The sequence below is a fragment of the Stenotrophomonas sp. STEN240 genome, assembly GCF_056756175.1.
The window spans coordinates 1-23,217 of sequence record NZ_JBRRBO010000059.1; the positions used below are offsets into that span (position 1 = coordinate 1).

Below are 23,217 nucleotides of genomic sequence, written 5' to 3' on the forward strand. Positions count from 1 at the left end.
CGTCAAGATGGTTGTCACCCTGATCAACCCGGTGGCAATGGACGAAGGCCTGCGCTTCGCAATCCGCGAAGGTGGCCGTACCGTCGGCGCCGGCGTGGTTGCAAAGATCGTTGCCTAATAGCGCTGCGCTTCCTCGCGAAGCAAGGTGTTGAAGAAGGGCGGCCTCCGGGCCGCCCTTTTTTTTTGTCTGTTTTTTGCGGGGCAGGGGCATGGCCGATGGCTATGGGGGTTGGGGTTTCTCCTGTGGTCTTGGCTTTGGAGGTTGCCGGTTTCCGGGACTGAGGCTTCCGGGCTACCTGGCGCTGGGGGGATGTTGCTGGCCCAAAGCTTTGGTATCCGGGCGTTCGAAAAGTTTGGTGTTTCGAGGGTGGAGTGCTGAAAAGGCCGGAGGATCAACGGCCAAGAGCTTGCCCTCACCCCAACCCCTCTCCCGCGCGCGGGAGAGGGGCTAGTGCGCTGCGATCTGCGGGTATCCGGGCAGCTGGCAGGCATCGAGGCAAGCTGCAGGTATCCGAGCAAACGGCAGGGGCCGAGCAAGCGGCAGGGGCCGAGCAGGGAGCAGGATCCGAGCAGGCAACAAGATCCGAGCGGGCGGCAGGATTCGAGTAAGCGGCAGGATCCGAGTAAGCAGCAGGTTCCGAGTAAACGGCAGGATCCGAGCAAACGGCAGGATCCGAGCAAACGGCAGGATCCGAGCAAACGGCAGGATCCGAGCAAACGGCAGGATCCGAGCAAACGGCAGGATCCGAGCAAACGGCAGGATCTGAGCAAACGGCAGGATCCGAACAAACGGCAGGATCCGAGCAAATGGCAGGATCCGAGCAGGTCGCGGGGATCGGGCAGGCCGCAGTTATCCGAGCCCCTCTCCCGCCTGCGGGAGAGGGGTTGGGGTGAGGGCAGCTCTTCGAAACAAGCTTGGGCTGGCTGAACAGGGTCGATTTGTGCTCCTGCCCAGGTCGCATGGATAATGCGGCCCTCGTTGCATGCGCCCGGCTCGTTTGCCGTATGCGCTCGCTGTTTTACCCGTGTCACTGCTCGTTCCTGGGGCAGGGCAGGGCGGCGGATGGGGTGTTGAGGTGGTTCTTCGCAGTCTGCGTGGGTTTTGCCGAAACAGGGTATTGAGCTGACGCCTGCGAAATAGCGCGCTGTTTGCGCAAATGCCCGCTGGCAATAGCCAGGCTGCAAACGGCCATCTACGTCAAAACCCCTTGAATCCTGCTGTTGGCTGAAGCACCCCATACCTCGGCAGAGGGGTGAGTTGCAATAGGCAAAAAATACTGACAGAATGCACGACCACTCGCGGAAGGCTCGTTTACGAGGTTTCCGCAACCAGCGAAAGGAGGGGCAGGACGCACCTCGTATTCGCCAGACAAGGACAGGTCGCGTGGCTCACTCCGGTTAACCGGGGTGATACCGCGCGTTTGAATATGTCTGGGGCGGCCGGGAAACCGGGCCGCCCTGCTGTTTTGAAAGGATTCGCGCGACGGGCAGTGCTTCGGCGCTAAACGTCGTTTTCATGGGGTTCGGCACACTCAGGGGCCGGACCTGTCGCTCTTTAGACCTATAGGAACACCGTCATGGCGGACCAAAAGATCCGAATTCGGTTGAAGGCGTTTGATCATCGTTTGATCGACCGTTCGGCCAGCGAGATCGTTGAAACGGCAAAGCGGACCGGCGCGCAAGTGCGTGGCCCGATCCCTCTGCCCACCAAGATCGAGCGTTACACCATCCTCGTCTCCCCGCACGTCGACAAAGACGCGCGTGACCAGTACGAGACCCGCACGCATAAGCGCGTGCTCGATATCGTCGACCCCAACGACAAGACCGTGGACGCGCTGATGAAGCTCGAACTGGCTGCCGGCGTCGACGTTCAGATCAAGCTGACCTGAGGACTACGACCATGACGAAGAAATATTCGTTGGGCTTCGTGGGCCGCAAGGCTGGCATGAGCCGCGTTTTCACTGAAGATGGCCAGTCCATCCCAGTGACCCTGATTGAAGCCACCCCGAACCGCATCGCGCAGATCAAGACCGTCGAAACCGACGGCTACAGCGCTGTGCAGGTGACTGTCGGCGCACGTCGCGCTGCACTGGTCAACAAGCCGGAAGCTGGTCACCTCGCCAAGGCGAAGGTTGAAGCCGGTCGCGGCCTGTGGGAATTCCGCGTTGAAGACGCACAGATCGGCGATTTCGCCGTCGGTGGCGAAATCAAGGCAGACATCTTTGAAGTCGGCCAGACGGTTGACGTCCAGGGCGTCACCAAGGGTAAGGGCTTCCAGGGCACCATCAAGCGCTACAACTTCCGTATGGGCGATGCAACCCACGGTAACTCGCTGTCGCATCGCGCGCCGGGTTCCTTGGGCCAGCGCCAGACCCCGGGTCGCGTTTTCCCGGGCAAGAAGATGTCCGGCCACATGGGTTCGGTGCAGCAGAGCACGCAGAACCTGGAAGTGGTCAAGGTCGATGTCGAGCGTGGTCTGATTGCCATCCGCGGCGCCGTGCCTGGCGCAGCCGGTGGTGACGTGATCGTGCGTCCGGCTAGCAAGGCATAAGGAGAGATGACGATGGAACTCGTTATCACGGGTAGCAACAACAAGGTCTCGGTCTCCGACGCCGTGTTCGGTCGCGATTTCAGCGAAGATCTGGTTCACCAGGTCGTCGTTGCTTACCGCAACGCCGCACGTTCGGGCACCAAGGCACAGAAGACGCGTTCTGAAGTGGCTGGTACCACCAAGAAGTCGAAGAAGCAGAAGGGTGGTGGCGCTCGTCACGGTGCCCTGACCGCTCCGATCTTCGTCGGCGGTGGTGTCACCTTCGCGGCCAAGCCGCGTAGCTTCGAACAGAAGGTCAATCGTAAGCAGTATCGCGCCGCCATGTGCGCCATCCTGTCCGAGCTGAACCGCCAGGGCCGCCTGACCATCGTTGAGTCGTTCGATGTCGACGCGACCAGCACCAAGGCTCTGATCACCAAGCTGGCTGGCCTGGAAGTGGGCAAGCGCCCGCTGATCGTCACCGAAGAAGCCACCGAGCACCTGTACCTGTCGGCACGCAACATTCCCTACGTGGAAGTGCGTGACGTGCAGGGCCTGGATCCGGTCGCTCTGGTCGGTGCCGACACGGTCGTCATCACCGCTGACGCGGTCAAGAAGGTCGAGGAGTGGCTGGCATGAGCGCCAACGAAAAAATCTTCAGCGTGCTGCGTGCACCGCGAGTCTCTGAAAAGACCGCGCGCCTGCAGGAAATCTCCAACCAATACGTCTTCGAAGTTTCGAACGAAGCCACCAAGGCCGATGTAAAGGCCGCGGTTGAGCAGCTGTTCGACGTCAAGGTCGAGTCGGTCAACGTGCTGAACGTGAAGGGCAAGAACAAGTCCTTCCGTAACCGTGCAGGCCGCCGCGGCGATTGGCGCAAGGCGTATGTGCGTCTCGCCGATGGTCAGTCCATCGATGTAACGGCCAAGGCCTGAGGTACATCCCATGCCATTGATGAAATTCAAACCCACTTCTCCCGGCCGTCGTTCGGCCGTGCGCGTGGTCACTCCTGATCTGCACAAAGGCGCGCCGCATGCTGCGTTGCTGGAGCCGCAGAGCAAGTCCGGCGGTCGTAACCACCACGGCCGCATCACCACCCGTCATGTGGGTGGTGGTCACAAGCAGCACTACCGTCTGATCGACTTCAAGCGCAACAAGGAAGGCATTCCGGCACGCGTGGAACGTATCGAATACGATCCGAACCGCACTGCCCATATCGCCCTGCTGTGCTACGTCGACGGCGAGCGTCGCTACATCATCGCCCCGAAGGGCCTGAAGGCAGGTGACCAGGTCATCTCGGGTGCTCACGCCCCGATCAAGACCGGCAACACCCTGCCGCTGCGCAACATCCCGGTCGGTACCACCGTCCACGGGATCGAGCTGAAGCCGGGCAAGGGCGCTCAGATCGCTCGTGCTGCTGGTGCAGGCGTGCAGCTGGTCGCTCGTGAAGGCATCTACGCCACCCTGCGTCTGCGCTCGGGTGAAATGCGTAAGGTGCCGGTCGAATGCCGCGCCACCATCGGTGAAGTCGGTAACGATGAGCACAACCTGGAAAAGCTGGGCAAAGCTGGTGCCAAGCGCTGGCGCGGCGTCAAGCCGACCGTCCGCGGTGCGGCCATGAACCCGGTGGATCACCCGCACGGTGGTGGTGAAGCCAAGGCCGGCCAGGGTAATCCGCATCCGGTCACCCCGTGGGGTGTTCCGACCAAGGGTTACAAGACGCGCCATAACAAGCGCACTCAGCAGTTCATCGTCCGCGATCGTAGGGGCTAATCGACCATGGCACGTTCACTCAAGAAGGGCCCGTTCGTCGATCACCACCTCATCAAGAAGGTGGAGGCCGCTGCGGGCAGCAAGAAGCCGATCAAAACCTGGTCGCGCCGTTCCATGATCCTGCCGGAAATGGTAGGGGTCACCATCGCCGTTCATAACGGTAAGAACCACGTTCCAGTGCTCGTCAATGAGAACATGGTCGGCCACAAGCTCGGCGAATTTGCCGTCACCCGGACCTTCAAGGGTCACGGTGGCGACAAGAAGTCGGGCAAGTAAGGAGAGATGACAATGGAAGCGAAAGCAATCCTGCGCTCCGCGCGCATCTCTGCGCAGAAAGCCCGTCTGGTCGCTGACCAGGTGCGCGGTCTGCCGGCCGAGCGTGCGGTCAACCTGCTGAAGTTTTCGGATAAGAAGGCTGCCCACCTGATCAAGAAGGTGGTGGAGTCGGCTATTGCAAATGCCGAAAACAACCAGGGCGCTGACGTCGACGAGCTGAAGGTCCAGACCATCATGGTAGATGAAGGTCCGACCCTGAAGCGTTTCATGGCGCGGGCGAAAGGCCGCGGTACCCGCATCCTCAAGCGCACCAGCCACATCACTGTGGTTGTGGGCGCCGGCAAGTAAGCGGAAAGGATAAAGACCATGGGTCATAAAGTTCATCCGATTGGCATCCGCCTGGGCATTTCCAAAGATTGGAATTCCAAGTGGTACGCCAACAAGGCCGAGTTTGCCGGTTACCTGGCAGCCGACCTGAAGGTTCGCGAGATGCTGCGCAAGAAGCTTGCACAGGCTGGCATCTCCAAGATCCTCATCGAGCGTCCGGCGAAGACCGCCCGCGTGACGATCCACACCGCCCGTCCGGGCGTGGTGATCGGCAAGCGTGGTGAGGACATCGAAAAGCTGCGTAAGGAAGTGAGCGAAATGATGGGCGTCCCGGCGCACATCAACGTCACCGAAGTGCGCAAGCCGGAGTTGGACGCACAGCTGGTTGCCGAGTCGATCGCGCAGCAGCTGGAGCGCCGCATCATGTTCCGCCGTGCAATGAAGCGCTCGGTCGGCAACGCGATGCGCCTGGGTGCCCTGGGCATCAAGGTCAACGTCGGCGGCCGCTTGAACGGCGCTGAAATTGCTCGTTCGGAGTGGTACCGCGAAGGCCGCGTGCCGTTGCACACCCTGCGTGCGGATATCGACTACGGTTTCGCTGAAGCCAGCACCACCTACGGCATCATCGGCATCAAGGTTTGGATCTACAAGGGTGAAGTCTTTGATTTCTCCCAGGTTGGCCAGGAAAAGCAGGACGACAGCCCGCGCAACGATCGTAACGATCGCGGCGACCGCGGTGACCGTCCGTCGCGCCCGGCTCGTGAAGCGAGGTAACGGCAATGTTGCAACCGAAGCGAACCAAATACCGCAAGATGTTCAAGGGCCGCAACGACGGCCTGAGCTGGAGCGCCAACGCTGTCAGCTTTGGCGAGTACGGCTTGAAGGCAACCGCCCACGGTCAGCTGACCGCGCGTCAGATCGAAGCGGCTCGCCGTTCGATCAGCCGCTACGTCAAGCGCGGTGGCAAGATGTGGATCCGCGTGTTCCCCGACAAGCCCATCACCAAGAAGCCCATCGAAGTTCGAATGGGTGCTGGTAAGGGCGGCGTGGAATACTGGGTCGCTCAGATCCAGCCGGGCCGCATGATTTATGAAGTCGAGGGCGTGACCGAGGAAGTGGCACGCGAGGCGTTCCGCCTGGCCGCTGCCAAGCTCTCGGTGACCACCACTTTCGTAACCCGGACGGTGCGCTGATGGACATCAAACAACTCCGCGAGAAGTCGGCTGACGATCTCAAGGCCCACCTGACCGACCTGCGTAAGGAGCAGTTCTCGCTCCGTATGCAGCAAGTCACCGGCCAGCTGCCGAAGACTCACGAAACCCGTCGGGTGCGCCGCGAGATTGCTCGCGTCAAGCACCTGATCGGCAGCACGAAGTAAGGATGGCTGCTATGAGCGAAAATACTGAAAGCAAGTCGCTGCGCACGGTCGAAGGCCGTGTCGTCAGCAATAAGATGGACAAGACGGTCACCGTGTTGGTGGAGCGCCAGGTCAAGCACCCGTTGTACGGTAAGTACATCAAGCGCTCGTCCAAGCTGCACGCACACGACGCCGACAACGCCTGTAAAGAAGGTGATGTCGTTCGTGTGACCGAGATTGCTCCGATGTCCAAGACCAAGAACTGGCGCGTGGTGGAAGTCATCACGCGTGCGGCTGAATAAGGAGATCTGACTCATGATCCAGATGCAGAGCTACCTTGATGCTGCGGACAATTCCGGTGCCAAGGAACTGATGTGCATCAAGGTGCTTGGTGGTTCCAAGCGCCGTTATGCCCACATCGGCGACATCATCAAGGTCACCGTGAAGGACGCAATCCCGCGCGGCAAAGTCAAGAAGGGCGAAGTGTATGACGCCGTCGTGGTGCGTACCCGTAAGGGTGTGCGTCGCGCCGATGGCTCGCTGATCCGTTTTGACGGCAACGCTGCGGTCCTGCTCAACAACAAGCAAGAGCCGATCGGCACCCGCATCTTCGGACCGGTGACCCGTGAACTTCGTTCCGAGAAGTTCATGAAGATCGTCTCGCTCGCTCCCGAAGTTCTGTGAGCGCCAGGAGATAATCATGGCTAACCGTATCAAGAAGGGCGACCAGGTTGTCGTCAACACCGGCAAGGACAAGGGCAAGCAGGGCGAAGTCGTCCGCGTCGACGGCGATCGTGTGATCGTCGCCAACGTGAACATCGTCAAGCGCCACACCAAGCCGAACCCGCAGGCAGGCGTTGCCGGCGGCGTGGTCGAGCGTGAAGCGTCGATCCATATCTCCAACGTGAATGTGCTGAACCCGGCTTCGGGCAAGGGCGAGCGCGTTGGCTTCAAGGTGCTGGAGGATGGACGCAAACTGCGTGTGTTCCGCTCCAGCGGTGAGGCGCTCGACGCCTAAGGACTGACCGATGAATTCACGTCTCGAAAAGTTTTACAAGGAAGAAGTGGTACCGGCGCTGACCAAGCAGTTCGGTTACACCAATCCGATGCAGGTCCCGCGTCTGGTCAAGGTCACCTTGAACATGGGCGTTGGTGAAGCTGCGACCAACAAGAAGGTTCTTGAGAACGCCGTTGGCGACATGACCAAGATCACCGGCCAGAAGCCGGTCATCACCAAGTCGCGCGTCTCGGTGGCATCGTTCAAGATCCGTGATGGTTGGCCGATCGGCTGCAAGGTCACGCTGCGTCGTGACACCATGTTTGAGTTCCTGGATCGCCTGATCAACATCTCGCTGCCGCGCGTGCGTGACTTCCGCGGCGTGTCGGGTCGTTCGTTCGACGGTCGTGGCAACTTCAACATGGGTGTGAAGGAACAGATCATCTTCCCGGAAATCGATTTCGACGCCGTCGATGCGATCCGCGGTATGGATATCGCCATCACCACCACCGCCAAGACCGACGCGGAAGCGAAGGCGCTGCTCGCAGCGTTCAAGTTCCCGTTCCGTAACTGATTCGTCGAGGATACCGAAATGGCAAAGACCTCAATGGTCAACCGCGACATCAAGCGGAAGAAGCTGGCAGTGAAGTACGCCGACAAGCGTGCAGCTCTGAAGAAGATCGTGTCCTCGGTGGACGCGAGCTACGAAGAGAAGGCAGAAGCCGTGATCAAGTTGTCGAAGCTGCCGCGCGATTCGTCGCCGAGCCGCCATCGCAACCGTTGCGAACTGTCGGGTCGTCCGCGTGGCGTGTACAGCAAGTTCGGCCTTGGCCGTAACAAGCTGCGCGAAGCCACCATGCGTGGTGACGTGCCGGGCCTGCGCAAGGCAAGCTGGTAAGTAACAGCCCGGCCGGGCCGCAAGGCCCGGTCAGGTCGCCGGAAGGGCAACCTGAAGGTAAAGCAAAAAGTCCGACGCAAGTCGGGCTTTTTGTCGTATAATCCCGCTCCTTGCCTGCCCGAAACAGGCGGCAGGTGCGTCAAGGGCCCTGGCCCATCCCAGGAAAACACAAGATTTTCGCGAAAGCGGATATCGGTGCACTCAAAGGTATTTACATGAGCATGACTGATCCCATCGCCGACCTGCTGGTACGCATTCGAAATGCGGCAGCGGTTGGCAAGCAGACGGTGAAAGCCCCGTCGTCCAAGGTCAAGGTGGCTATTGCCCAGGTCCTGAAGGATGAGGGTTACATCACTGACCTGCGCGTCAACAACATCGAAAACAACAAGGCCGAGATCGAAATCGTCCTGAAGTATTTCGAGGGCAAGCCGGTCATCGCGACCCTGAAGCGCTTCTCGCGTTCGGGTCTGCGCCAGTACCGTGGCAAGTCCGAGCTGCCGAAGGTCATGAACGGCCTGGGTATTTCGATCATTTCCACCTCCAAAGGCATCATGACTGATGCGCAGGCGCGCCAGTTGGGCGTCGGCGGCGAAGTCCTGTGCTTCGTGGCCTAAGGGAAGGAGTCCACTATGTCCCGTGTAGCCAAGAAGCCGATCAACCTGCCCAAGGGCGTTGAACTGACCATCCAGCCGGAAGTTGTGAGCGTGAAGGGCCCGAAGGGCACCCTGTCGCTGAACAAGACCGCTGGCGTTGAAATCACTCTCGACAACGGCGTTGCCACGCTGAACCCGAAGGACATCTCCTTCGACGCGCTGGCTGGCACCGTGCGTGCGATCCTGGCCAACATGGTGCAGGGCGTGTCCGAAGGCTTCGAGCGCAAGCTTGAGCTGGTCGGCGTGGGTTACCGCGCTGCCATGCAGGGCAAGGACCTGAACCTGTCGCTGGGCTTCTCCCACCCCGTCCTGTTCGTGGCGCCGGAAGGCATCACCATCTCGACCCCGACGCAGACCGAAATCGTCGTGCAGGGCGTTGACAAGCAGGTTGTCGGTGAAGTCGCTGCCAAGATCCGCGGTTTCCGTCCGCCGGAGCCCTATAAGGGCAAGGGTGTGAAGTACGCCGGTGAAGTCATCATTCGCAAGGAAGCCAAGAAGGCCTAATTCTTAGGTTTTCAGCTTTCGAGGATAAAGAACATGAACAAGAACATCGCACGTCTGCGTCGCGCCAAGTCGACCCGTTCGCACATCCGTACCCTGGGTGTTGCGCGCTTGTCGGTCCTGCGCACCGGTCAGCACCTGTACGCACAGATCTTCACCGCCGACGGCTCCCTGGTGCTGGCTGCTGCCAACACCGCACAGGCCGACGTCAAGGAAGGCCTGAAGAGCGGCAAGAACATGGAAGCCGCCACCAAGGTTGGCAAGCTGATTGCAGAGCGCGCCAAGGCTGCTGGTATCGAGAAGGTCGCTTTCGACCGCTCGGGCTACCGCTACCACGGTCGCATCAAGGCTCTTGCTGATGCTGCCCGCGAAGGCGGCCTGCAGTTCTAAGCAATACAGGAAAGGGGCCTTTGGCCCCTTTCCGCCTGCCTGCCGGTACGGGTTTGTACCGGGCGCCTTTCGTTCTTCTGCAGCGGCTGGTGATTCAACGCTTCACTACACAACCATAAGCGGCTTCGAGCCGTACATAACCCAATCAATCAAGGAATCGAAATGGCAGAAGAACGTCAGCAGCGGGGTCGCGATCGCGACCGTAACCGCGAAGAGAAAGTCGACGACGGCATGATCGAAAAGCTGGTCGCGGTCAACCGCGTCAGCAAGACCGTCAAGGGCGGTCGCCAGTTCACCTTCACCGCACTGACCGTGGTCGGTGATGGCGAAGGCAAGGTTGGCTTCGGTTACGGCAAGGCACGCGAAGTGCCGGTCGCCATCCAGAAGTCGATGGAGCAGGCTCGCAAGAACCAGGTCACCGTTGATCTGAACAACGGCACGTTGTGGCACACCATCAAGGATGGTCACGGCGCAGCTCGCGTGTTCATGCAGCCGGCTTCGGAAGGTACTGGCGTCATTGCTGGTGGTGCCATGCGCGCCGTGCTGGAAGCCGTGGGCGTGAAGAACGTTCTGGCCAAGGCTGTTGGTTCGCGCAACCCGATCAACCTGGTTCGCGCCACGTTGAAGGGCCTGGCTGGCGCACAGTCGCCGGCGCGTATTGCTGCCAAGCGCGGCAAGAAGGTTGAGGATCTCAACCATGGCTAATGAAACCGTCAAGACCGTCAAGGTGCGCCTGGTGCGCGGCCTGCGTGGTACCCAGTCGCGTCACCGCCTGTCGGTGCGTGCGTTGGGCCTGAGCAAGATCAATGATGTGCGTGAACTGAAAGACAGCCCGCAGGTTCGCGGTCTGATCAACAAGGTTCAGTACCTCGTCCAGGTTGAGGAGTAATCGACCATGACTATGCGTCTCAATGAACTGAGCCCGGCACCGGGCGCCCGCACCGAGCGCACCCGCGTCGGTCGCGGTATCGGCTCCGGCCTGGGCAAGACCTGCGGCCGCGGCCACAAGGGTTCGTTCGCTCGTAAGGGCGGCGGCAAGATCAAGGCCGGCTTCGAAGGCGGCCAGACCCCGATGCAGCGTCGTCTGCCGAAGATCGGCTTCTTCTCGCACAAGGCCAAGGACACTGCAGAAGTGCTGTCCTACCACCTTGATCGTCTGGAAGCTGGTGAGATCGACCTGGCCGCACTGCGTGCAGCCAAGCTGATCCCGTCGACCGCGAAGAAGGCCAAGGTCGTCTTCAAGGGCGAGCTGAGCAAGGCATTCACCCTGAAGGGTATTGCTGCTACTGCCGGCGCCAAGGCCGCGATTGAAGCTGCCGGCGGCAGCGTACAGGAGTAACTGGAACATGGCGCAAGCTGGCATCGGTAAACTCGCGGCAGGGGCAGGCAAGTTCACAGAACTTCGCCAACGCCTCCTGTTCGTACTTGGGGCATTGCTCGTCTATCGCATTGGCTGTTATGTGCCGGTGCCGGGCGTCAATCCCGAGGCCATGCTTGCGCTGATGCAGGCGCAGGGCGGCGGCATCGTGGACATGTTCAACATGTTCTCGGGCGGCGCCCTGCACCGTTTCAGTATCTTCGCGTTGAATGTGATGCCGTATATTTCGGCATCCATCGTGATGCAGCTGGCGGTCCACATCTTCCCGGCCCTGAAGGCCATGCAGAAGGAAGGTGAGTCGGGTCGTCGCAAGATCACCCAGTATTCGCGCATCGGCGCGGTGCTCCTGGCGGTAGTGCAGGGCGGCAGTATTGCGCTGGCACTGCAGAACCAGGTGTCGCCGGGCGGTGCACCGGTGGTTTATGCCCCGGGCATGGGCTTCGTGTTGACCGCGATCATCGCGCTCACCGCAGGCACCATCTTCCTGATGTGGGTGGGTGAGCAGGTGACCGAGCGTGGCATCGGCAACGGTGTGTCGCTGATCATCTTCGCAGGCATCGTGGCTGGCTTGCCGGCTGCTGTGATCCACACCGTCGAAGCGTACCGTGACGGCAACATGAGCTTCATCTCGTTGCTGATCATCGTGCTGGTGGTGCTGGCTTTCACCTACTTCGTGGTGTTCGTGGAGCGCGGTCAGCGTCGTATCACGGTCAATTACGCCCGCCGTCAGGGTGGCCGTAATGCCTATATGAACCAGACCTCGTTCCTGCCGCTGAAGCTGAACATGGCGGGCGTGATCCCGGCCATCTTCGCCTCCAGCATCCTGGCCTTCCCGGCAACGCTGGCGATGTGGTCCGGCCAGGCCAGCTCGGCCACGTGGCTGCAGAAGGTGGCCAACGCGCTGGGTCCGGGCGAGCCGCTGCACATGATCGTGTTCGCAGGTCTGATCACCGGTTTCGCGTTCTTCTACACCGCACTGGTGTTCAACTCGCAGGAAACCGCCGACAACCTGAAGAAGTCGGGCGCGCTGATTCCGGGCATTCGTCCGGGCAAGGCTACCGCCGACTACATCGATGCCGTGCTGACCCGTTTGACCGCTGCCGGCTCGCTGTACCTGGTGATCGTCTGCCTGCTGCCGGAAATCATGCGCACCCAGCTCAACGCCTCGTTCTACTTCGGTGGCACCTCGCTGCTGATCGTGGTGGTGGTGGTGATGGACTTCATCGCGCAGGTTCAGGCACATCTGATGTCGCACCAGTACGAAAGCCTGTTGAAGAAGGCCAACCTGAAGGGCGGCAACCGCGGCGGTTTTGCACGCGGCTGATTCACCGGTTATACTTACGGCTTAATTACGCGAAACCCGCCCTGGTCAACCGGGCGGCTTTCCAAACAGAAGGGCGGCCCCTGCAGCGGTTTCGGGTGGGGGTGTGATGTGGTTGTTCCGCGCGGGAGTAGCGCGGGCGGCTCGGAGATGACTCTCCTTGCCAGGCACATCCGGCGCCGGAGCATGGGCACACTCCCCACGCCGGGTCTGTGGAACATTACGTTCCACGGCTTCCAAGCAAACCGAAGCCTTGTTAGTATCGCTAGTTCACTTTTTTGATCCATCCTGCCGGATTGGCGCGCCTCATGGTGCGCAGTCGGCCATCACTCAGCTGGAGAACCGCGTCATGGCGCGTATTGCAGGCGTCAACCTGCCAGCCCAGAAGCACGTCTGGGTCGGGTTGCAAAGCATTTACGGCATCGGCCGTACCCGTTCGAAGAAGGTCTGCGAAGTCGCAGGCGTTGCTTCGACCACCAAGATCCGCGATTTGTCGGAACCGGAAATCGATCGTCTGCGCCTGGAAGTGGGCAAGTACATCGTTGAAGGCGACCTGCGTCGCGAAATCGGCATTGCCATCAAGCGCCTGATGGACCTGGGCTGCTATCGCGGCCTGCGTCATCGTCGTGGTCTCCCGCTGCGTGGTCAGCGCACCAAGACCAATGCACGTACCCGTAAGGGTCCGCGCAAGGCTCTGAAGAAGTAAGGGACCCTAGATAATGGCTAAGCCCGCAGCAGCAAAAACCAAGAAGAAGATCAAGCGCGTCATCACTGATGGCGTTGCCCACGTCCACGCTTCGTTCAACAACACCATCGTGACCATCACCGACCGTCAGGGCAATGCACTGTCCTGGGCGACCTCCGGTGGCGCTGGCTTCCGTGGTTCGCGTAAGTCGACTCCGTTCGCCGCTCAGGTTGCCGCCGAAAAGGCTGGCAAGGCTGCGCTGGATTACGGACTGAAGTCGCTGGAAGTCCGCATCAAGGGTCCGGGTCCGGGCCGTGAGTCGGCCGTACGTTCGTTGAACAACGTCGGCTACAAGATCACCAACATCATCGACGTGACGCCAATCCCGCACAACGGGTGCCGTCCGCCGAAGAAGCGTCGCGTCTAAAGGAGCGATAAGAAATGGCTCGTTATATCGGTCCTACCTGTAAGCTCGCCCGCCGCGAAGGCGCCGACCTCTCTCTGAAGAGCCCGGCCCGCGCGTTGGATTCCAAGTGCAAGCTGGAGCAAAAGCCCGGCCAGCACGGCGCCACTGCCCGTAAGGGCAAGCTGTCCGACTACGCTACCCAGCTGCGTGAAAAGCAGAAGGTCAAGCGTATCTACGGTCTGCTGGAGCGTCAGTTCCGCAACTACTACAAGAAGGCCTCGACCAAGAAGGGCAACACCGGCGAGAACCTGCTGCAGTTGTTGGAAACCCGTCTGGACAACGTCGTCTACCGCATGGGCTTCGCAGTGACGCGTCCGGCTGCTCGTCAGCTGGTTTCGCACCGCGGTGTCACGGTCAATGGCAAGTCGGTCAACCTGGCTTCGTACCAGATCAAGGCCGGCGACGCGATTGCGCTGTCTGAGAAGGCTGCCAAGCAGCTGCGCGTCCAGGAAGCCCTGGTCGTTGCCGAGCAGCACGACCTCAGCCCGTCGTGGGTCGAAGTCGATTCGAAGAAGTTCAGCGGCGTCTTCAAGGCCGTTCCGGATCGTGCGGACCTGCCTGCGGATATCAACGAAGCGCTGATCGTCGAGTTGTATTCGAAGTAATTCACAATGGAGAACCTCCGGGTTGCACCGGAGGTTCGCAGGAGAACCCGCAACATGACGGTTACCGCAAACCAGGTTCTGCGTCCTCGCGGTCCGCAGATCGAACGCCTTACCGACACCCGCGCCAAGGTTGTGATCGAACCTTTGGAGCGTGGTTACGGGCATACGCTGGGCAACGCCCTGCGTCGCGTGCTGCTGTCGTCCATCCCGGGCTTCGCCATTACCGAAGTCGAGATCGACGGCGTGCTGCATGAGTACACCACCCTTGAAGGCCTGCAGGAAGACGTGCTTGACGTCCTGCTGAACCTGAAAGACGTGGCTATCCGTATGCACACCGGCGACAGCGCCACCGTTTCCCTGTCCAAGCAGGGTCCGGGCGTTGTTACCGCTGCCGACATCAAGGTTGACCACAACGTCGAAGTGATCAACGGCGACCATGTGATCTGCAACCTGACCAAGGACACTGCGATCAACATGCGTCTGAAGGTCGAGCGCGGCTTCGGCTACCAGCCGGCCGCTGTGCGTCGTCGTCCGGACGAAGAATCGCGTGCGATTGGTCGTCTGGTGCTGGATGCCTCGTTCTCGCCGGTCCGCCGCGTCGCTTATGCGGTGGAAGCCGCTCGCGTCGAACAGCGTACCGATCTGGACAAGCTGGTCATCGATATCGAAACCAACGGCACGATCGATGCCGAGGAAGCTGTCCGCACTGCGGCCGACATCCTCAGCGATCAGCTGTCGGTGTTCGGCGATTTCACCCACCGCGACCGCGGTGCGGCCAAGCCGGCCAACAACGGCGTGGATCCGGTGCTGCTGCGCCCGATCGACGACCTGGAGCTGACCGTGCGTTCGGCCAACTGCCTGAAGGCCGAGAGCATCTACTACATCGGTGATCTGATCCAGAAGACCGAAGTGGAACTGCTCAAGACCCCGAACCTCGGCAAGAAGTCGCTGACCGAGATCAAGGAAGTGCTGGCCCAGCGTGGCCTGTCGCTTGGCATGAAGCTGGAGAACTGGCCGCCGGCCGGTGTCGCCGCTCACGGCATGCTTGGTTGATAGCAATACCTGTTCCCCCGCATGGGCGACCATGCGGGGGAATATTGTTTCAGCAGTACCCGCATTGACGGTTAAACAACGCCGCAATGCAGGTCGTCCAGGACGGGCGACCAGGACCATCCGCAGTCCACTTACAACGCCAGGATGGCGACAACGAAGTCCAACGTTCCATCATTAATCAAGGAATACACCCATGCGTCATATGAAGTCGGGCCGCAAGTTCAACCGTACCAGCGCCCACCGCGAAGCAATGTTCAAGAACATGGCTGCGTCGCTGTTCAAGCACCAGCTGATCAAGACCACCCTGCCGAAGGCCAAGGAACTGCGCCGCGTTGCCGAGCCGCTGATCACCCTGGCCAAGGTTGATTCGGTTGCCAACCGTCGTCTGGCGTTCGCCCGCCTGCGTGACCAGGAAGCCGTCGGCGTCCTGTTCACCATCCTGGGCCCGCGCTACGCCAACCGTCCGGGCGGCTACCTGCGCCTGCTGAAGTGCGGCTTCCGCGCTGGCGACAACGCACCGATGGCCTATGTCGAACTGGTTGACCGTCCGGTCGCCGTGGCGGAAGAAGTCGGCGAGTAATCGCGCACTTCCATCCATCGACGGATGCAACAGAAGCCCGGCCAACGCCGGGCTTTCTGTTTGATGAAGTTGCAACTGGCATCACTGCTGATCGTGCGCGGATGGCCTGCTACTCTTGCCGCATTGTCTACTCCGGAATGATGCGATGAACCCCTTGCGTTGGAGCTTCCGTGCGCAGTGCCTGCTGGGCTTTGCGGCCTGTGCCGGGCTGCTGGCATTTGCGATCTACATGCAGATCCAGATGGGGTTGGAGCCGTGCCCGCTGTGCATCTACCAGCGCATCGCATTTGCCGCAGTGGGCGTGCTGTTCCTGTTCGGCGCGCTGCATGGGCCTTCCAGCCGCGGCGGTCGTGCCGGCTATGGCGTGTTGACGCTGCTGGCAGCGCTGGTGGGTATCGGCATCGCCGGGCGCCACGTCTACGTGCAGTTGTTGCCGAAGGACCTGGGCAGCAGCTGCGGCCCGCCGCTGAGCTTCCTGGCTGAAACCATGGGCCCGTTCGAGGTGTTCCGCACGGTGCTTACCGGTACCGGCGACTGCGGCAACATCGACTGGACCTTCCTCGGCCTGAGCATGCCGATGTGGAGCCTGGTGTGGTTCGTACTGCTTGCCGGCTGGGCGTTGTATGTCGGCCTGCGCACCCGCAAAAAACGTTCGATCTGATTTTTCCACTTCTTCCATTGGTATCTGCATGAACGCTTCCCTGTCCCCCTCATCCGTCGCCAACGCCAGCAGCTGGGCGCCGGATAGCTGGCGTGGCAAGCCTGCGCTGCAGATGCCAACGTATCCCGATGCGCAGGCGCTGGACGATGCGCTGAACGAGCTGCGGCAGCTGCCGCCACTGGTGACCTCGTGGGAGATCTTCGCGCTCAAGCAGCAGCTGGCCGACGCCCAAGAGGGCAAGCGCTTCCTGCTGCAGGGCGGTGATTGCGCGGAGAACTTCGTCGACTGCGAATCGGGCACGATTTCCAACCGGCTCAAGGTGCTGCTGCAGATGAGCCTGGTGCTGGTGCACGGCCTGCGCACGCCGGTGATCCGGGTGGGCCGCTTTGCCGGCCAGTACGCCAAGCCGCGCTCGGCCGACACCGAAACCCGTGATGGGGTGACCCTGCCGAGCTACCGCGGCGATGTGATCAACGCGCCGGCGTTCACCGAGGCCGCGCGTGTGCCGGACCCACAGCGGATGATCACCGCGCATTCGCGCTCGGCGCTGACGATGAATTTCGTGCGGGCGCTGATCGATGGCGGCTTTGCCGACCTGCACCATCCTGAGTACTGGAACCTGGCCTGGATGCGCTGCTCGCCGCTGGCCGAGGAGTACCAGAAGATGGTGGCCTCGATCGGCGATGCCGTGGATTTCATGGAAACCCTGTCCGGTTCGCAGGTGCACAACCTCAACCGGGTGGATTTCTACACCTCGCACGAGGCCTTGCTGCTGCCCTACGAGCAGGCGCTGACCCGGCAGGTGCCGCGCCAGAACGGCTGGTTCAACCTGAGCACGCATTACCCGTGGATCGGCATGCGCACCGCAGCGCTGGACGGCGCGCACGTGGAATACCTGCGTGGCGTGCGCAACCCGATCGCGATCAAGGTGGGGCCATCGGTGCAGCCGGATCAGCTGTTGCGGCTGATCGATGTGCTGAACCCGGACGATGAGCCGGGCCGCCTGAGCTTCATCCATCGCATGGGCGCGGCACAGATTGCCGACAAGTTGCCGCCGCTGCTGGATGCGATCAAGCGCGATGGTCGCCGCGTGCTGTGGGTCTGCGATGCGATGCATGGCAACACCGAGAGCACCAGCAACGGCTACAAGACCCGTCGCTTCGACAACATCCGCAGCGAAGTGGAGATGTCGTTCGACCTGCACGCAGCAGCCGGTACGCGCCTGGGAGGCGTGCACCTGGAGCTGACGGGCGAGGATGTCACCGAATGCACCGGCGGCGCGCGTGAGCTCACTGAGCGCGATCTGGAGCGTGCCTACCGTTCCAGCGTCGACCCGCGGCTGAATTACGAGCAGTCGCTGGAAATCGCCATGGCCATCGTCCGCAAGCAGGGCTGACGCACTGTAGTGCCGAGCCATGCTCGGCAGAGGCGTTACCGGCAATGCCGCATCTGTAGTGCCGAGCCATGCTCGGCAGAAAAGCGTTCCCGGTAATGCCGCACCTGTAGTGCCGAGGCATGCTCGGCAGAAGCGTTACCGGCAATGCCGCATCTGTAGTGCCGAGCCGTGCTCGGCAGGAGCGTTACCGTTAATGCCGCATCTGTAGTGCCGAGCCATGCTCGGCAGGGGAGTTACCGGTAATGCCACATGCGGAGCCATGCTCGGCAGAGGCGTTACCGGTAATGCCACATGCCGAGCATGGCTCGGCACTACAGGTGAAGCGGTGAAGCGCTGACGGATCTTCTCGGTTGCCGGCCTCAGGCTGCAGCGATGTCCAGTTCAAAACTGCGCCTCGGGCGCGTATCGCTGCCCGATCACATCTATTCAATCACCACGGTGACCGCGGGGCGCGCACCCCTCTTCGCGCAGCCTGAAAACGCTGCAGCGTTGATCGAGGCGCTTCTCGATTGTGAGCTTGCTGGCATCAGCCACAACCTGGCCTGGGTGGTGATGCCGGATCACCTGCATTGGTTGCTGCAGCTTCAATCCGGTTCGCTGGGCGCCTGCCTGCAGCGCCTGAAATCCGGCTCGGCAAGATCCATTGGCGGCGTCGGATCGATCTGGCAGGCGGGCTATCACGATCATGCGATCAGGCGCGATGAGTCACTGCGTGGCGTAGCCAACTGCCTGCTGCATAACCCGGTGCGGGCTGGCCTATGCGAAAGGCCGCAGGACTATCCGTATGCGTGGTGCAGATGGGGCTGGCAGCTGTGATGTTGCGCGGCGCCGGAATTGCACATGTAGTGCCGAGCCATGCTCGGCAGGGGCGTTACCGGTAGGGTGGGGCATATGTAGTGCCGAGCCATGCTCGGCAGGGGCGTTACCGGGAATGCCAAATGCCGAGCATGGCTCGGCACTACAGGTGAAGCGGCAAAGCCTAATGCCGAGCATGGCTCGGCACTACAGGTGAGGCGGTAAAGCCTGATGTCGAGCATGGCTCGGCACTACAGGTGGGGCGTTCGGGATTGCTGGGCAGGCCTCATGCCGAGCATGGCTCGGCACTACGGGTGAAGCGTCAGCGCTTGAGGTGGCGCTTGCCCAGGTCGCGGGCCAGTACCCAGACGACCAGCAGATTGACCGCCAGCAGCAGCCAGGAGGCCCAGCCGGGGTGTTTGACGATGGCGTAGAAGTCCAGCGGCAGGTAGAGCGCGGCGGAGATGCAGCCCAGCCATGAGGCCCAGGCCTTTGCGCGCCACAGGCCCCAGGCTTCAAGCACGCGCAGCAGCCCGTAGCCGACCAGTACGGCCGCGCCCAGGTGAACGGTATCGGGGGTGATCATGCCCAGCAGCGAGGAGAACGCGCCGTTCTCGGGGTCACCACCTGCGCGGTGGATCAGGGCATTGATGATGTTGCGAAGCGGAGCCGGCCCGGAGATTTCCAGGCCAGCCGCAGCGAGAAAGGCCAGTACGGCCTTTCCCGCTTCCAGCAGCGCGATGGCTGCCAGACCCGGATGCGCATGCGGATCCGGGTTGTAGGGCTTGTTGCCAGTCACGCTATCAGCCGCGCGAAGACTTCTTGCGCTCGCTTTCGGTCAGACCCTTCTTGCGCAGGCGGATTTCCTTCGGGGTGATCTCGACCAGCTCGTCGTCCTCGATGAAGTCCAGTGCCTGTTCCAGCGAGTACTTGATCGCCGGGGTCAGCTGGATCGCATCGTCCTTGCCCGAAGCGCGCATGTTGGTCAGCGGCTTGGTCTTGATGGCGTTGACGGTCAGGTCGTTGTCCTTGGAGTGGATGCCGACCAGCTGGCCTTCATACACGTTGTCACCTTCGGCGGCGAACAGCTTGCCGCGTTCCTGCAACGGCCCAAGCGAGTAAGCCGGGGTGGCGCCTGCAGCATTGGCGATCATCACGCCGTTCTGGCGCTTGGCGATGGCGCCCTGTTCCTTCGGGCCGTAATGGTCGAACACGTGGAACAGCAGGCCAGAACCCTGGGTCAGGGTCTTGAACTCGTTCTGGAAGCCGATCAGGCCACGGGCCGGGATCTGGTACTCAAGGCGTACACGACCCTTGCCGTCCGATTCCATGTTCTTCAGCAGGCCCTTGCGGGAGCCCAGCTTTTCCATCACGCCGCCCTGGTGGATTTCTTCAATGTCCACCACCAGCTGCTCGATCGGCTCCATGGCCTGGCCGTCGATCTGCTTGATGATTACTTCCGGGCGCGACACGGCCAGCTCGTAGCCTTCACGACGCATGGTTTCGATCAGCACAGACAGGTGCAGCTCGCCACGGCCGGAGACCAGGAACTTGTCGGCGTCTTCCAGCTGTTCCACCTTCAGGGCCACGTTGTGGACCTGCTCGCGGTCCAGACGGTCCTTGAGCTGGCGGCTGGTCAGGAACTTGCCACCGGACAGGTCCTTGCTGCCGGCGAACGGCGAGTTGTTGACCTGGAAGGTCATCGAGATGGTCGGCTCGTCAACGGTCAGCGCCGGCAGTGCTTCCGGGGTTTCCGGGTGGCACAGGGTGTCGGAGATGGTCAGTTCCGGAATACCGGAGATGGCAACGATATCGCCGGCTTCGGCGCTGTCCTGCTCGATGCGCTCCAGGCCCAGGAAGCCCAGAACCTGGCCGACCTTGCCGTTGCGCTTCTTGCCTTCACGGTCGATCACTGCAACCTGCATGCCCTTCTTCAGGGTGCCACGCTGGATGCGGCCGATGCCGATCACGCCTACGAAGTTGTTGTAGTCCAGCTGGCTGATGCGCATCTGGAACGGGCCTTCCGGGTCAACTTCCGGCTTCGGCGCGTGCTGCATGATGGCTTCGTACAGCGGGGTCATGTCGCCGTCGCGCACGCTGTCTTCCAGGCCGGCATAGCCGTTCAGGGCCGAGGCGTAGACGATCGGGAAGTCGAGCTGCTCATTGGTGGCGCCGAGCTTGTCGAACAGGTCGAACACCTGGTCGATCACCCACTCCGGACGCGAGCCCGGGCGGTCAACCTTGTTGACCACGACGATCGGCTTGAAGCCCATCGCGAAGGCCTTCTGGGTGACGAAGCGGGTCTGCGGCATCGGGCCGTCCATCGCGTCGACCAGGATCAGCACGGTGTCGACCATCGACAGTACGCGCTCCACCTCGCCGCCGAAGTCGGCGTGTCCCGGGGTGTCGACGATGTTGATCCGGTTTTTGATGCCGGTCTTCTTGTCTTCCCAGGTAATGGCCGTGTTCTTGGCCAGAATGGTGATGCCGCGTTCTTTTTCCTGGTCGTTGCTGTCCATCACGCGCTCGGCAAGCACCGTACGCTCAGACAGGGTGCCGGACTGCTTGAGCAGCTGGTCGACGAGGGTGGTCTTGCCATGATCGACGTGGGCGACGATGGCGATGTTGCGAAGATTTTCGATGGACATGCGAAAGACGGCCAGCCGGTGCCGTGAATGGGGAAAATGAGTTCGCCATTATACCGGTATGTGGCCGTTTTGCGAAAACTGCTGTTCAGACTCGTCCGATAGCCTATTCAGCTTCCTTCCGTGCAAGCTCGGAAAAGGGGGGGGGCAGCAGCACGGGCGGAGCCGGGTGTAAACTATCCGGCTATTGAGAGACGTCTTCTTTACTAAGGATTTCCATGTCGCTGATCGCCAATTTCGACACCTCCCGCGGCCCGATCAAGGTCGAGCTGTATGCCGACAAGGCACCGCTGACCGTTGCCAACTTCGTCAACCTGGTCAAGCATGGCTTCTATGACGGCCTGGCGTTCCACCGCGTGATCGCTGACTTCATGGTCCAGGGCGGCTGCCCGGAAGGCTCCGGCCGTGGCGGCCCGGGCTACCGTTTTGAAGATGAAACCAAGAACGGCGTGCGCCATGAGCGCGGCGTGCTGTCCATGGCCAATGCCGGCCCGAACACCAACGGCAGCCAGTTCTTCATCACCCACATCAAGACCGATTGGCTCGATGGCAAGCACACCGTGTTTGGCAAGGTGCTCGAAGGCCTGGACGTGGTTGATGCGATCCAGCAGGGCGATGCGATCAACAAGATCACCCTGGAAGGCGATACCGACGCCGTGCTGGCCGCCAAGGCCGACCGCGTCGCCGAGTGGAACAAGATCCTCGCCGCCTGATTGACTCCGACGGCCACCTGCTCAGGTGGCCGTTTCTGATTGCAGCCTGGCCCGCGCGCCTGCGCATGCCAGGCCTTACCCCCACAAACGCTTCTTAGCAGAGGAAACCCCCATGAAAGCACCCGTTCGTGTTGCCGTAACCGGCGCTGCCGGCAATATCGGTTATGCACTGCTGTTCCGCATCGCTTCTGGCGAAATGCTGGGCAAGGATCAGCCGGTCATCCTGCAGCTGCTCGAAATCGACAACGAAAAGGCCCAGGCCGCCCTGCAGGGTGTGGTCATGGAACTGGAAGACTGCGCCTTCCCGCTGCTGGCCGGCGTGGTGACCACCGCTGACCCGCTGGTGGCCTTCAAGGACGTCGATGTGGCCCTGCTGGTCGGCGCCCGTCCGCGCGGCCCGGGCATGGAGCGCAAGGACCTGCTGCTGGAAAACGCCAAGATCTTCACCGTGCAGGGCAAGGCCCTGAACGCCGTCGCCAAGCGTGACGTCAAGGTGCTGGTGGTCGGCAACCCGGCCAACACCAATGCCTACATCGCGATGAAGTCGGCGCCGGACCTGAACCCGCGCAACTTCACCGCCATGCTGCGCCTGGACCACAACCGCGCCCTGAGCCAGCTGGCTGCCAAGACCGGCAAGACCGTGGAGAGCTTCGAGCACTTCACCGTGTGGGGCAACCACAGCCCGACCATGTACCCGGACTACCGCTTCGCCACCACCGGCGGCGCCAAGGTCGGCGAGCTGATCAACGATCAGGAATGGAACGCCAACACCTTCATTCCGACCGTCGGCAAGCGCGGCGCAGCGATCATCGCCGCCCGTGGCCTGTCCTCGGCCGCTTCGGCTGCCAATGCCGCCATCGACCACGTGCATGACTGGGTGCTGGGCAGCAACGGCAAGTGGGTGACCATGGGCGTGCCGTCCGACGGTTCCTACGGCATTCCGGAAGGCGTTGTGTTCGGCTTCCCGGTCACCACCGAGAATGGCGAGTACACCATCGTCAAGGATCTGCCGATCGACGACTTCTCCAAGAAGTACATCGACATCACCCTGGGCGAGCTGGAAGAAGAGCGCGCCGGCGTGGCCGACCTGCTGTAACAGCTGGCGGTTGATGTGATGCAATGAACGGGGAAGCTTCGGCTTCCCCGTTTTTGTTTGCGGTAGTGCCGAGCCATGCTCGGCAGAGGCTCTACCAGTGAGGCCTCTTGCAGAGCATGGC

At 61.5% G+C, this 23,217-nt stretch carries 35 protein-coding genes; 33 read left to right on the top strand and 2 right to left on the bottom strand.

What is annotated here, in order from left to right; translation table 11 throughout:
- The 31 genes from ACVOKO_RS17760 to ACVOKO_RS17910 form a co-directional block, all read left to right on the top strand.
- Positions 1-118: EF-Tu C-terminal domain-related protein (locus tag ACVOKO_RS17760; protein WP_481558685.1), on the top strand; the 118-nt coding region annotated here is incomplete at its 5' end.
- A 1,459-nt stretch (positions 119-1,577) separates the two neighbouring features.
- Complete coding sequence (rpsJ, locus tag ACVOKO_RS17765; protein ID WP_010341589.1) at positions 1,578-1,889, top strand: 30S ribosomal protein S10; 312 nt, start codon at positions 1,578-1,580, stop codon at positions 1,887-1,889.
- 11 nt (positions 1,890-1,900) lie between these two features.
- Positions 1,901-2,551 carry a 50S ribosomal protein L3 gene (gene rplC / locus ACVOKO_RS17770; RefSeq protein WP_057629588.1) on the top strand — a complete coding sequence of 217 codons (651 nt, stop codon included), beginning with the start codon at positions 1,901-1,903 and terminating at the stop codon, positions 2,549-2,551.
- 12 nt (positions 2,552-2,563) lie between these two features.
- Positions 2,564-3,169, top strand: coding sequence for a 50S ribosomal protein L4 (rplD, locus tag ACVOKO_RS17775; protein WP_346500421.1), 606 nt, complete (start codon positions 2,564-2,566; stop codon positions 3,167-3,169).
- Positions 3,166-3,465, top strand: coding sequence for a 50S ribosomal protein L23 (rplW, locus tag ACVOKO_RS17780; protein ID WP_057629589.1), 300 nt, complete (start codon positions 3,166-3,168; stop codon positions 3,463-3,465). Before rplD ends, rplW begins: the two co-directional genes overlap by 4 nt.
- A gap of 10 nt (positions 3,466-3,475) precedes the next feature.
- Entirely contained in the window at positions 3,476-4,303 is an 828-nt protein-coding gene (rplB, locus tag ACVOKO_RS17785) for a 50S ribosomal protein L2 (protein ID WP_057629590.1), read from the top strand.
- 6 nt (positions 4,304-4,309) lie between these two features.
- The gene (gene rpsS, locus ACVOKO_RS17790; RefSeq protein ID WP_054657196.1) at positions 4,310-4,579 is read left to right on the top strand and encodes a 30S ribosomal protein S19; all 270 of its coding nucleotides are present in this window, start codon (positions 4,310-4,312) and stop codon (positions 4,577-4,579) included.
- Between the two features lie 12 nt (positions 4,580-4,591).
- On the top strand, positions 4,592-4,927 hold the full coding sequence (gene rplV / locus ACVOKO_RS17795; RefSeq protein ID WP_017355410.1) for a 50S ribosomal protein L22: 336 nt from the start codon (positions 4,592-4,594) through the stop codon (positions 4,925-4,927).
- A gap of 18 nt (positions 4,928-4,945) precedes the next feature.
- On the top strand, positions 4,946-5,680 hold the full coding sequence (gene rpsC / locus ACVOKO_RS17800; protein WP_054657200.1) for a 30S ribosomal protein S3: 735 nt from the start codon (positions 4,946-4,948) through the stop codon (positions 5,678-5,680).
- A 5-nt stretch (positions 5,681-5,685) separates the two neighbouring features.
- Positions 5,686-6,099, top strand: a complete 414-nt coding sequence (gene rplP / locus ACVOKO_RS17805) for a 50S ribosomal protein L16 (RefSeq protein WP_057629593.1) — start codon at positions 5,686-5,688, stop codon at positions 6,097-6,099.
- Positions 6,099-6,284 (top strand): 50S ribosomal protein L29, encoded by a 186-nt coding sequence (gene rpmC / locus ACVOKO_RS17810; RefSeq protein WP_057629594.1) that lies wholly within the window; start codon positions 6,099-6,101, stop codon positions 6,282-6,284. Before rplP ends, rpmC begins: the two co-directional genes overlap by 1 nt.
- Before the next feature lie 11 nt (positions 6,285-6,295).
- On the top strand, positions 6,296-6,565 hold the full coding sequence (gene rpsQ, locus ACVOKO_RS17815) for a 30S ribosomal protein S17 (RefSeq protein WP_346500426.1): 270 nt from the start codon (positions 6,296-6,298) through the stop codon (positions 6,563-6,565).
- A gap of 13 nt (positions 6,566-6,578) precedes the next feature.
- Positions 6,579-6,947, top strand: a complete 369-nt coding sequence (rplN, locus tag ACVOKO_RS17820) for a 50S ribosomal protein L14 (RefSeq protein ID WP_019186153.1) — start codon at positions 6,579-6,581, stop codon at positions 6,945-6,947.
- 16 nt (positions 6,948-6,963) lie between these two features.
- Complete coding sequence (gene rplX / locus ACVOKO_RS17825) at positions 6,964-7,281, top strand: 50S ribosomal protein L24 (RefSeq protein ID WP_017355416.1); 318 nt, start codon at positions 6,964-6,966, stop codon at positions 7,279-7,281.
- Positions 7,282-7,291: 10 nt separating this feature from the next.
- A complete protein-coding gene (gene rplE / locus ACVOKO_RS17830) occupies positions 7,292-7,834 on the top strand; it encodes a 50S ribosomal protein L5 (protein ID WP_057629596.1) in 543 nt (180 codons plus the stop codon).
- A gap of 18 nt (positions 7,835-7,852) precedes the next feature.
- A complete protein-coding gene (gene rpsN, locus ACVOKO_RS17835) occupies positions 7,853-8,158 on the top strand; it encodes a 30S ribosomal protein S14 (RefSeq protein ID WP_057629597.1) in 306 nt (101 codons plus the stop codon).
- A gap of 215 nt (positions 8,159-8,373) precedes the next feature.
- Positions 8,374-8,772: a 30S ribosomal protein S8 gene (rpsH, locus tag ACVOKO_RS17840; protein WP_346500430.1), complete on the top strand. Its 399-nt coding sequence runs from the start codon at positions 8,374-8,376 to the stop codon at positions 8,770-8,772.
- A 15-nt stretch (positions 8,773-8,787) separates the two neighbouring features.
- Positions 8,788-9,315 carry a 50S ribosomal protein L6 gene (gene rplF, locus ACVOKO_RS17845; protein ID WP_346500432.1) on the top strand — a complete coding sequence of 176 codons (528 nt, stop codon included), beginning with the start codon at positions 8,788-8,790 and terminating at the stop codon, positions 9,313-9,315.
- A 33-nt stretch (positions 9,316-9,348) separates the two neighbouring features.
- Positions 9,349-9,702 carry a 50S ribosomal protein L18 gene (gene rplR, locus ACVOKO_RS17850; protein WP_303749035.1) on the top strand — a complete coding sequence of 118 codons (354 nt, stop codon included), beginning with the start codon at positions 9,349-9,351 and terminating at the stop codon, positions 9,700-9,702.
- A gap of 162 nt (positions 9,703-9,864) precedes the next feature.
- Entirely contained in the window at positions 9,865-10,407 is a 543-nt protein-coding gene (rpsE, locus tag ACVOKO_RS17855; RefSeq protein ID WP_346500435.1) for a 30S ribosomal protein S5, read from the top strand.
- Positions 10,400-10,591: a 50S ribosomal protein L30 gene (gene rpmD / locus ACVOKO_RS17860; RefSeq protein WP_057629602.1), complete on the top strand. Its 192-nt coding sequence runs from the start codon at positions 10,400-10,402 to the stop codon at positions 10,589-10,591. Before rpsE ends, rpmD begins: the two co-directional genes overlap by 8 nt.
- Positions 10,592-10,597: 6 nt before the next feature.
- On the top strand, positions 10,598-11,041 hold the full coding sequence (gene rplO / locus ACVOKO_RS17865; protein WP_057629603.1) for a 50S ribosomal protein L15: 444 nt from the start codon (positions 10,598-10,600) through the stop codon (positions 11,039-11,041).
- A gap of 7 nt (positions 11,042-11,048) precedes the next feature.
- Positions 11,049-12,404: a preprotein translocase subunit SecY gene (secY, locus tag ACVOKO_RS17870; protein ID WP_346500438.1), complete on the top strand. Its 1,356-nt coding sequence runs from the start codon at positions 11,049-11,051 to the stop codon at positions 12,402-12,404.
- A 346-nt stretch (positions 12,405-12,750) separates the two neighbouring features.
- A complete protein-coding gene (rpsM, locus tag ACVOKO_RS17875; RefSeq protein WP_057629605.1) occupies positions 12,751-13,107 on the top strand; it encodes a 30S ribosomal protein S13 in 357 nt (118 codons plus the stop codon).
- 13 nt (positions 13,108-13,120) lie between these two features.
- Positions 13,121-13,513 carry a 30S ribosomal protein S11 gene (gene rpsK / locus ACVOKO_RS17880; RefSeq protein ID WP_057629606.1) on the top strand — a complete coding sequence of 131 codons (393 nt, stop codon included), beginning with the start codon at positions 13,121-13,123 and terminating at the stop codon, positions 13,511-13,513.
- Positions 13,514-13,527: 14 nt separating this feature from the next.
- Positions 13,528-14,157: a 30S ribosomal protein S4 gene (rpsD, locus tag ACVOKO_RS17885; RefSeq protein WP_057629607.1), complete on the top strand. Its 630-nt coding sequence runs from the start codon at positions 13,528-13,530 to the stop codon at positions 14,155-14,157.
- 54 nt (positions 14,158-14,211) lie between these two features.
- Positions 14,212-15,210 (top strand): DNA-directed RNA polymerase subunit alpha, encoded by a 999-nt coding sequence (locus ACVOKO_RS17890; protein WP_346500442.1) that lies wholly within the window; start codon positions 14,212-14,214, stop codon positions 15,208-15,210.
- A gap of 193 nt (positions 15,211-15,403) precedes the next feature.
- On the top strand, positions 15,404-15,790 hold the full coding sequence (rplQ, locus tag ACVOKO_RS17895) for a 50S ribosomal protein L17 (protein WP_057629609.1): 387 nt from the start codon (positions 15,404-15,406) through the stop codon (positions 15,788-15,790).
- A gap of 145 nt (positions 15,791-15,935) precedes the next feature.
- Positions 15,936-16,451 carry a disulfide bond formation protein B gene (locus tag ACVOKO_RS17900; protein ID WP_346500445.1) on the top strand — a complete coding sequence of 172 codons (516 nt, stop codon included), beginning with the start codon at positions 15,936-15,938 and terminating at the stop codon, positions 16,449-16,451.
- A 28-nt stretch (positions 16,452-16,479) separates the two neighbouring features.
- The gene (locus ACVOKO_RS17905; protein WP_346500447.1) at positions 16,480-17,847 is read left to right on the top strand and encodes a class II 3-deoxy-7-phosphoheptulonate synthase; all 1,368 of its coding nucleotides are present in this window, start codon (positions 16,480-16,482) and stop codon (positions 17,845-17,847) included.
- 372 nt (positions 17,848-18,219) lie between these two features.
- Positions 18,220-18,663: an REP-associated tyrosine transposase gene (locus ACVOKO_RS17910; protein WP_346500449.1), complete on the top strand. Its 444-nt coding sequence runs from the start codon at positions 18,220-18,222 to the stop codon at positions 18,661-18,663.
- Between the two features lie 301 nt (positions 18,664-18,964).
- Here ACVOKO_RS17910 and ACVOKO_RS17915 read toward each other — a convergent pair whose 3' ends face one another.
- Positions 18,965-19,441 carry a DUF2127 domain-containing protein gene (locus tag ACVOKO_RS17915; RefSeq protein ID WP_346500451.1) on the bottom strand — a complete coding sequence of 159 codons (477 nt, stop codon included), beginning with the start codon at positions 19,439-19,441 and terminating at the stop codon, positions 18,965-18,967.
- Between the two features lie 4 nt (positions 19,442-19,445).
- Entirely contained in the window at positions 19,446-21,290 is a 1,845-nt protein-coding gene (gene typA, locus ACVOKO_RS17920) for a translational GTPase TypA (protein ID WP_346500453.1), read from the bottom strand.
- Positions 21,291-21,505: 215 nt separating this feature from the next.
- Here typA and ACVOKO_RS17925 point away from each other — a divergent pair, with 215 nt between their 5' ends.
- Together ACVOKO_RS17925 and ACVOKO_RS17930 are read left to right on the top strand one after the other, a co-directional pair.
- Positions 21,506-22,000: a peptidylprolyl isomerase gene (locus ACVOKO_RS17925; protein WP_057629615.1), complete on the top strand. Its 495-nt coding sequence runs from the start codon at positions 21,506-21,508 to the stop codon at positions 21,998-22,000.
- Positions 22,001-22,112: 112 nt separating this feature from the next.
- Complete coding sequence (locus ACVOKO_RS17930) at positions 22,113-23,096, top strand: malate dehydrogenase (RefSeq protein WP_346500456.1); 984 nt, start codon at positions 22,113-22,115, stop codon at positions 23,094-23,096.
- The last annotated feature ends 121 nt before the right edge of the window (positions 23,097-23,217 follow it).

Excerpts from the sequence above, each read along its gene's own strand:
- rpsJ (WP_010341589.1), top strand. The coding sequence starts at position 1,578 with ATGGCGGACCAAAAGATCCGAATTCGGTTGAAGGCGTTTGATCATCGT.
- rplC (WP_057629588.1), top strand. The coding sequence starts at position 1,901 with ATGACGAAGAAATATTCGTTGGGCTTCGTGGGCCGCAAGGCTGGCATG.
- rplD (WP_346500421.1), top strand. The coding sequence starts at position 2,564 with ATGGAACTCGTTATCACGGGTAGCAACAACAAGGTCTCGGTCTCCGAC.
- rplW (WP_057629589.1), top strand. The coding sequence starts at position 3,166 with ATGAGCGCCAACGAAAAAATCTTCAGCGTGCTGCGTGCACCGCGAGTC.
- rplB (WP_057629590.1), top strand. The coding sequence starts at position 3,476 with ATGCCATTGATGAAATTCAAACCCACTTCTCCCGGCCGTCGTTCGGCC.
- rpsS (WP_054657196.1), top strand. The coding sequence starts at position 4,310 with ATGGCACGTTCACTCAAGAAGGGCCCGTTCGTCGATCACCACCTCATC.
- rplV (WP_017355410.1), top strand. The coding sequence starts at position 4,592 with ATGGAAGCGAAAGCAATCCTGCGCTCCGCGCGCATCTCTGCGCAGAAA.
- rpsC (WP_054657200.1), top strand. The coding sequence starts at position 4,946 with ATGGGTCATAAAGTTCATCCGATTGGCATCCGCCTGGGCATTTCCAAA.
- rplP (WP_057629593.1), top strand. The coding sequence starts at position 5,686 with ATGTTGCAACCGAAGCGAACCAAATACCGCAAGATGTTCAAGGGCCGC.
- rpmC (WP_057629594.1), top strand. The coding sequence starts at position 6,099 with ATGGACATCAAACAACTCCGCGAGAAGTCGGCTGACGATCTCAAGGCC.
- rpsQ (WP_346500426.1), top strand. The coding sequence starts at position 6,296 with ATGAGCGAAAATACTGAAAGCAAGTCGCTGCGCACGGTCGAAGGCCGT.
- rplN (WP_019186153.1), top strand. The coding sequence starts at position 6,579 with ATGATCCAGATGCAGAGCTACCTTGATGCTGCGGACAATTCCGGTGCC.
- rplX (WP_017355416.1), top strand. The coding sequence starts at position 6,964 with ATGGCTAACCGTATCAAGAAGGGCGACCAGGTTGTCGTCAACACCGGC.
- rplE (WP_057629596.1), top strand. The coding sequence starts at position 7,292 with ATGAATTCACGTCTCGAAAAGTTTTACAAGGAAGAAGTGGTACCGGCG.
- rpsN (WP_057629597.1), top strand. The coding sequence starts at position 7,853 with ATGGCAAAGACCTCAATGGTCAACCGCGACATCAAGCGGAAGAAGCTG.
- rpsH (WP_346500430.1), top strand. The coding sequence starts at position 8,374 with ATGAGCATGACTGATCCCATCGCCGACCTGCTGGTACGCATTCGAAAT.
- rplF (WP_346500432.1), top strand. The coding sequence starts at position 8,788 with ATGTCCCGTGTAGCCAAGAAGCCGATCAACCTGCCCAAGGGCGTTGAA.
- rplR (WP_303749035.1), top strand. The coding sequence starts at position 9,349 with ATGAACAAGAACATCGCACGTCTGCGTCGCGCCAAGTCGACCCGTTCG.
- rpsE (WP_346500435.1), top strand. The coding sequence starts at position 9,865 with ATGGCAGAAGAACGTCAGCAGCGGGGTCGCGATCGCGACCGTAACCGC.
- rpmD (WP_057629602.1), top strand. The coding sequence starts at position 10,400 with ATGGCTAATGAAACCGTCAAGACCGTCAAGGTGCGCCTGGTGCGCGGC.
- rplO (WP_057629603.1), top strand. The coding sequence starts at position 10,598 with ATGACTATGCGTCTCAATGAACTGAGCCCGGCACCGGGCGCCCGCACC.
- secY (WP_346500438.1), top strand. The coding sequence starts at position 11,049 with ATGGCGCAAGCTGGCATCGGTAAACTCGCGGCAGGGGCAGGCAAGTTC.
- rpsM (WP_057629605.1), top strand. The coding sequence starts at position 12,751 with ATGGCGCGTATTGCAGGCGTCAACCTGCCAGCCCAGAAGCACGTCTGG.
- rpsK (WP_057629606.1), top strand. The coding sequence starts at position 13,121 with ATGGCTAAGCCCGCAGCAGCAAAAACCAAGAAGAAGATCAAGCGCGTC.
- rpsD (WP_057629607.1), top strand. The coding sequence starts at position 13,528 with ATGGCTCGTTATATCGGTCCTACCTGTAAGCTCGCCCGCCGCGAAGGC.
- ACVOKO_RS17890 (WP_346500442.1), top strand. The coding sequence starts at position 14,212 with ATGACGGTTACCGCAAACCAGGTTCTGCGTCCTCGCGGTCCGCAGATC.
- rplQ (WP_057629609.1), top strand. The coding sequence starts at position 15,404 with ATGCGTCATATGAAGTCGGGCCGCAAGTTCAACCGTACCAGCGCCCAC.
- ACVOKO_RS17900 (WP_346500445.1), top strand. The coding sequence starts at position 15,936 with ATGAACCCCTTGCGTTGGAGCTTCCGTGCGCAGTGCCTGCTGGGCTTT.
- ACVOKO_RS17905 (WP_346500447.1), top strand. The coding sequence starts at position 16,480 with ATGAACGCTTCCCTGTCCCCCTCATCCGTCGCCAACGCCAGCAGCTGG.
- ACVOKO_RS17910 (WP_346500449.1), top strand. The coding sequence starts at position 18,220 with ATGTCCAGTTCAAAACTGCGCCTCGGGCGCGTATCGCTGCCCGATCAC.
- typA (WP_346500453.1), bottom strand. The coding sequence starts at position 21,290 with ATGTCCATCGAAAATCTTCGCAACATCGCCATCGTCGCCCACGTCGAT.
- ACVOKO_RS17925 (WP_057629615.1), top strand. The coding sequence starts at position 21,506 with ATGTCGCTGATCGCCAATTTCGACACCTCCCGCGGCCCGATCAAGGTC.
- ACVOKO_RS17930 (WP_346500456.1), top strand. The coding sequence starts at position 22,113 with ATGAAAGCACCCGTTCGTGTTGCCGTAACCGGCGCTGCCGGCAATATC.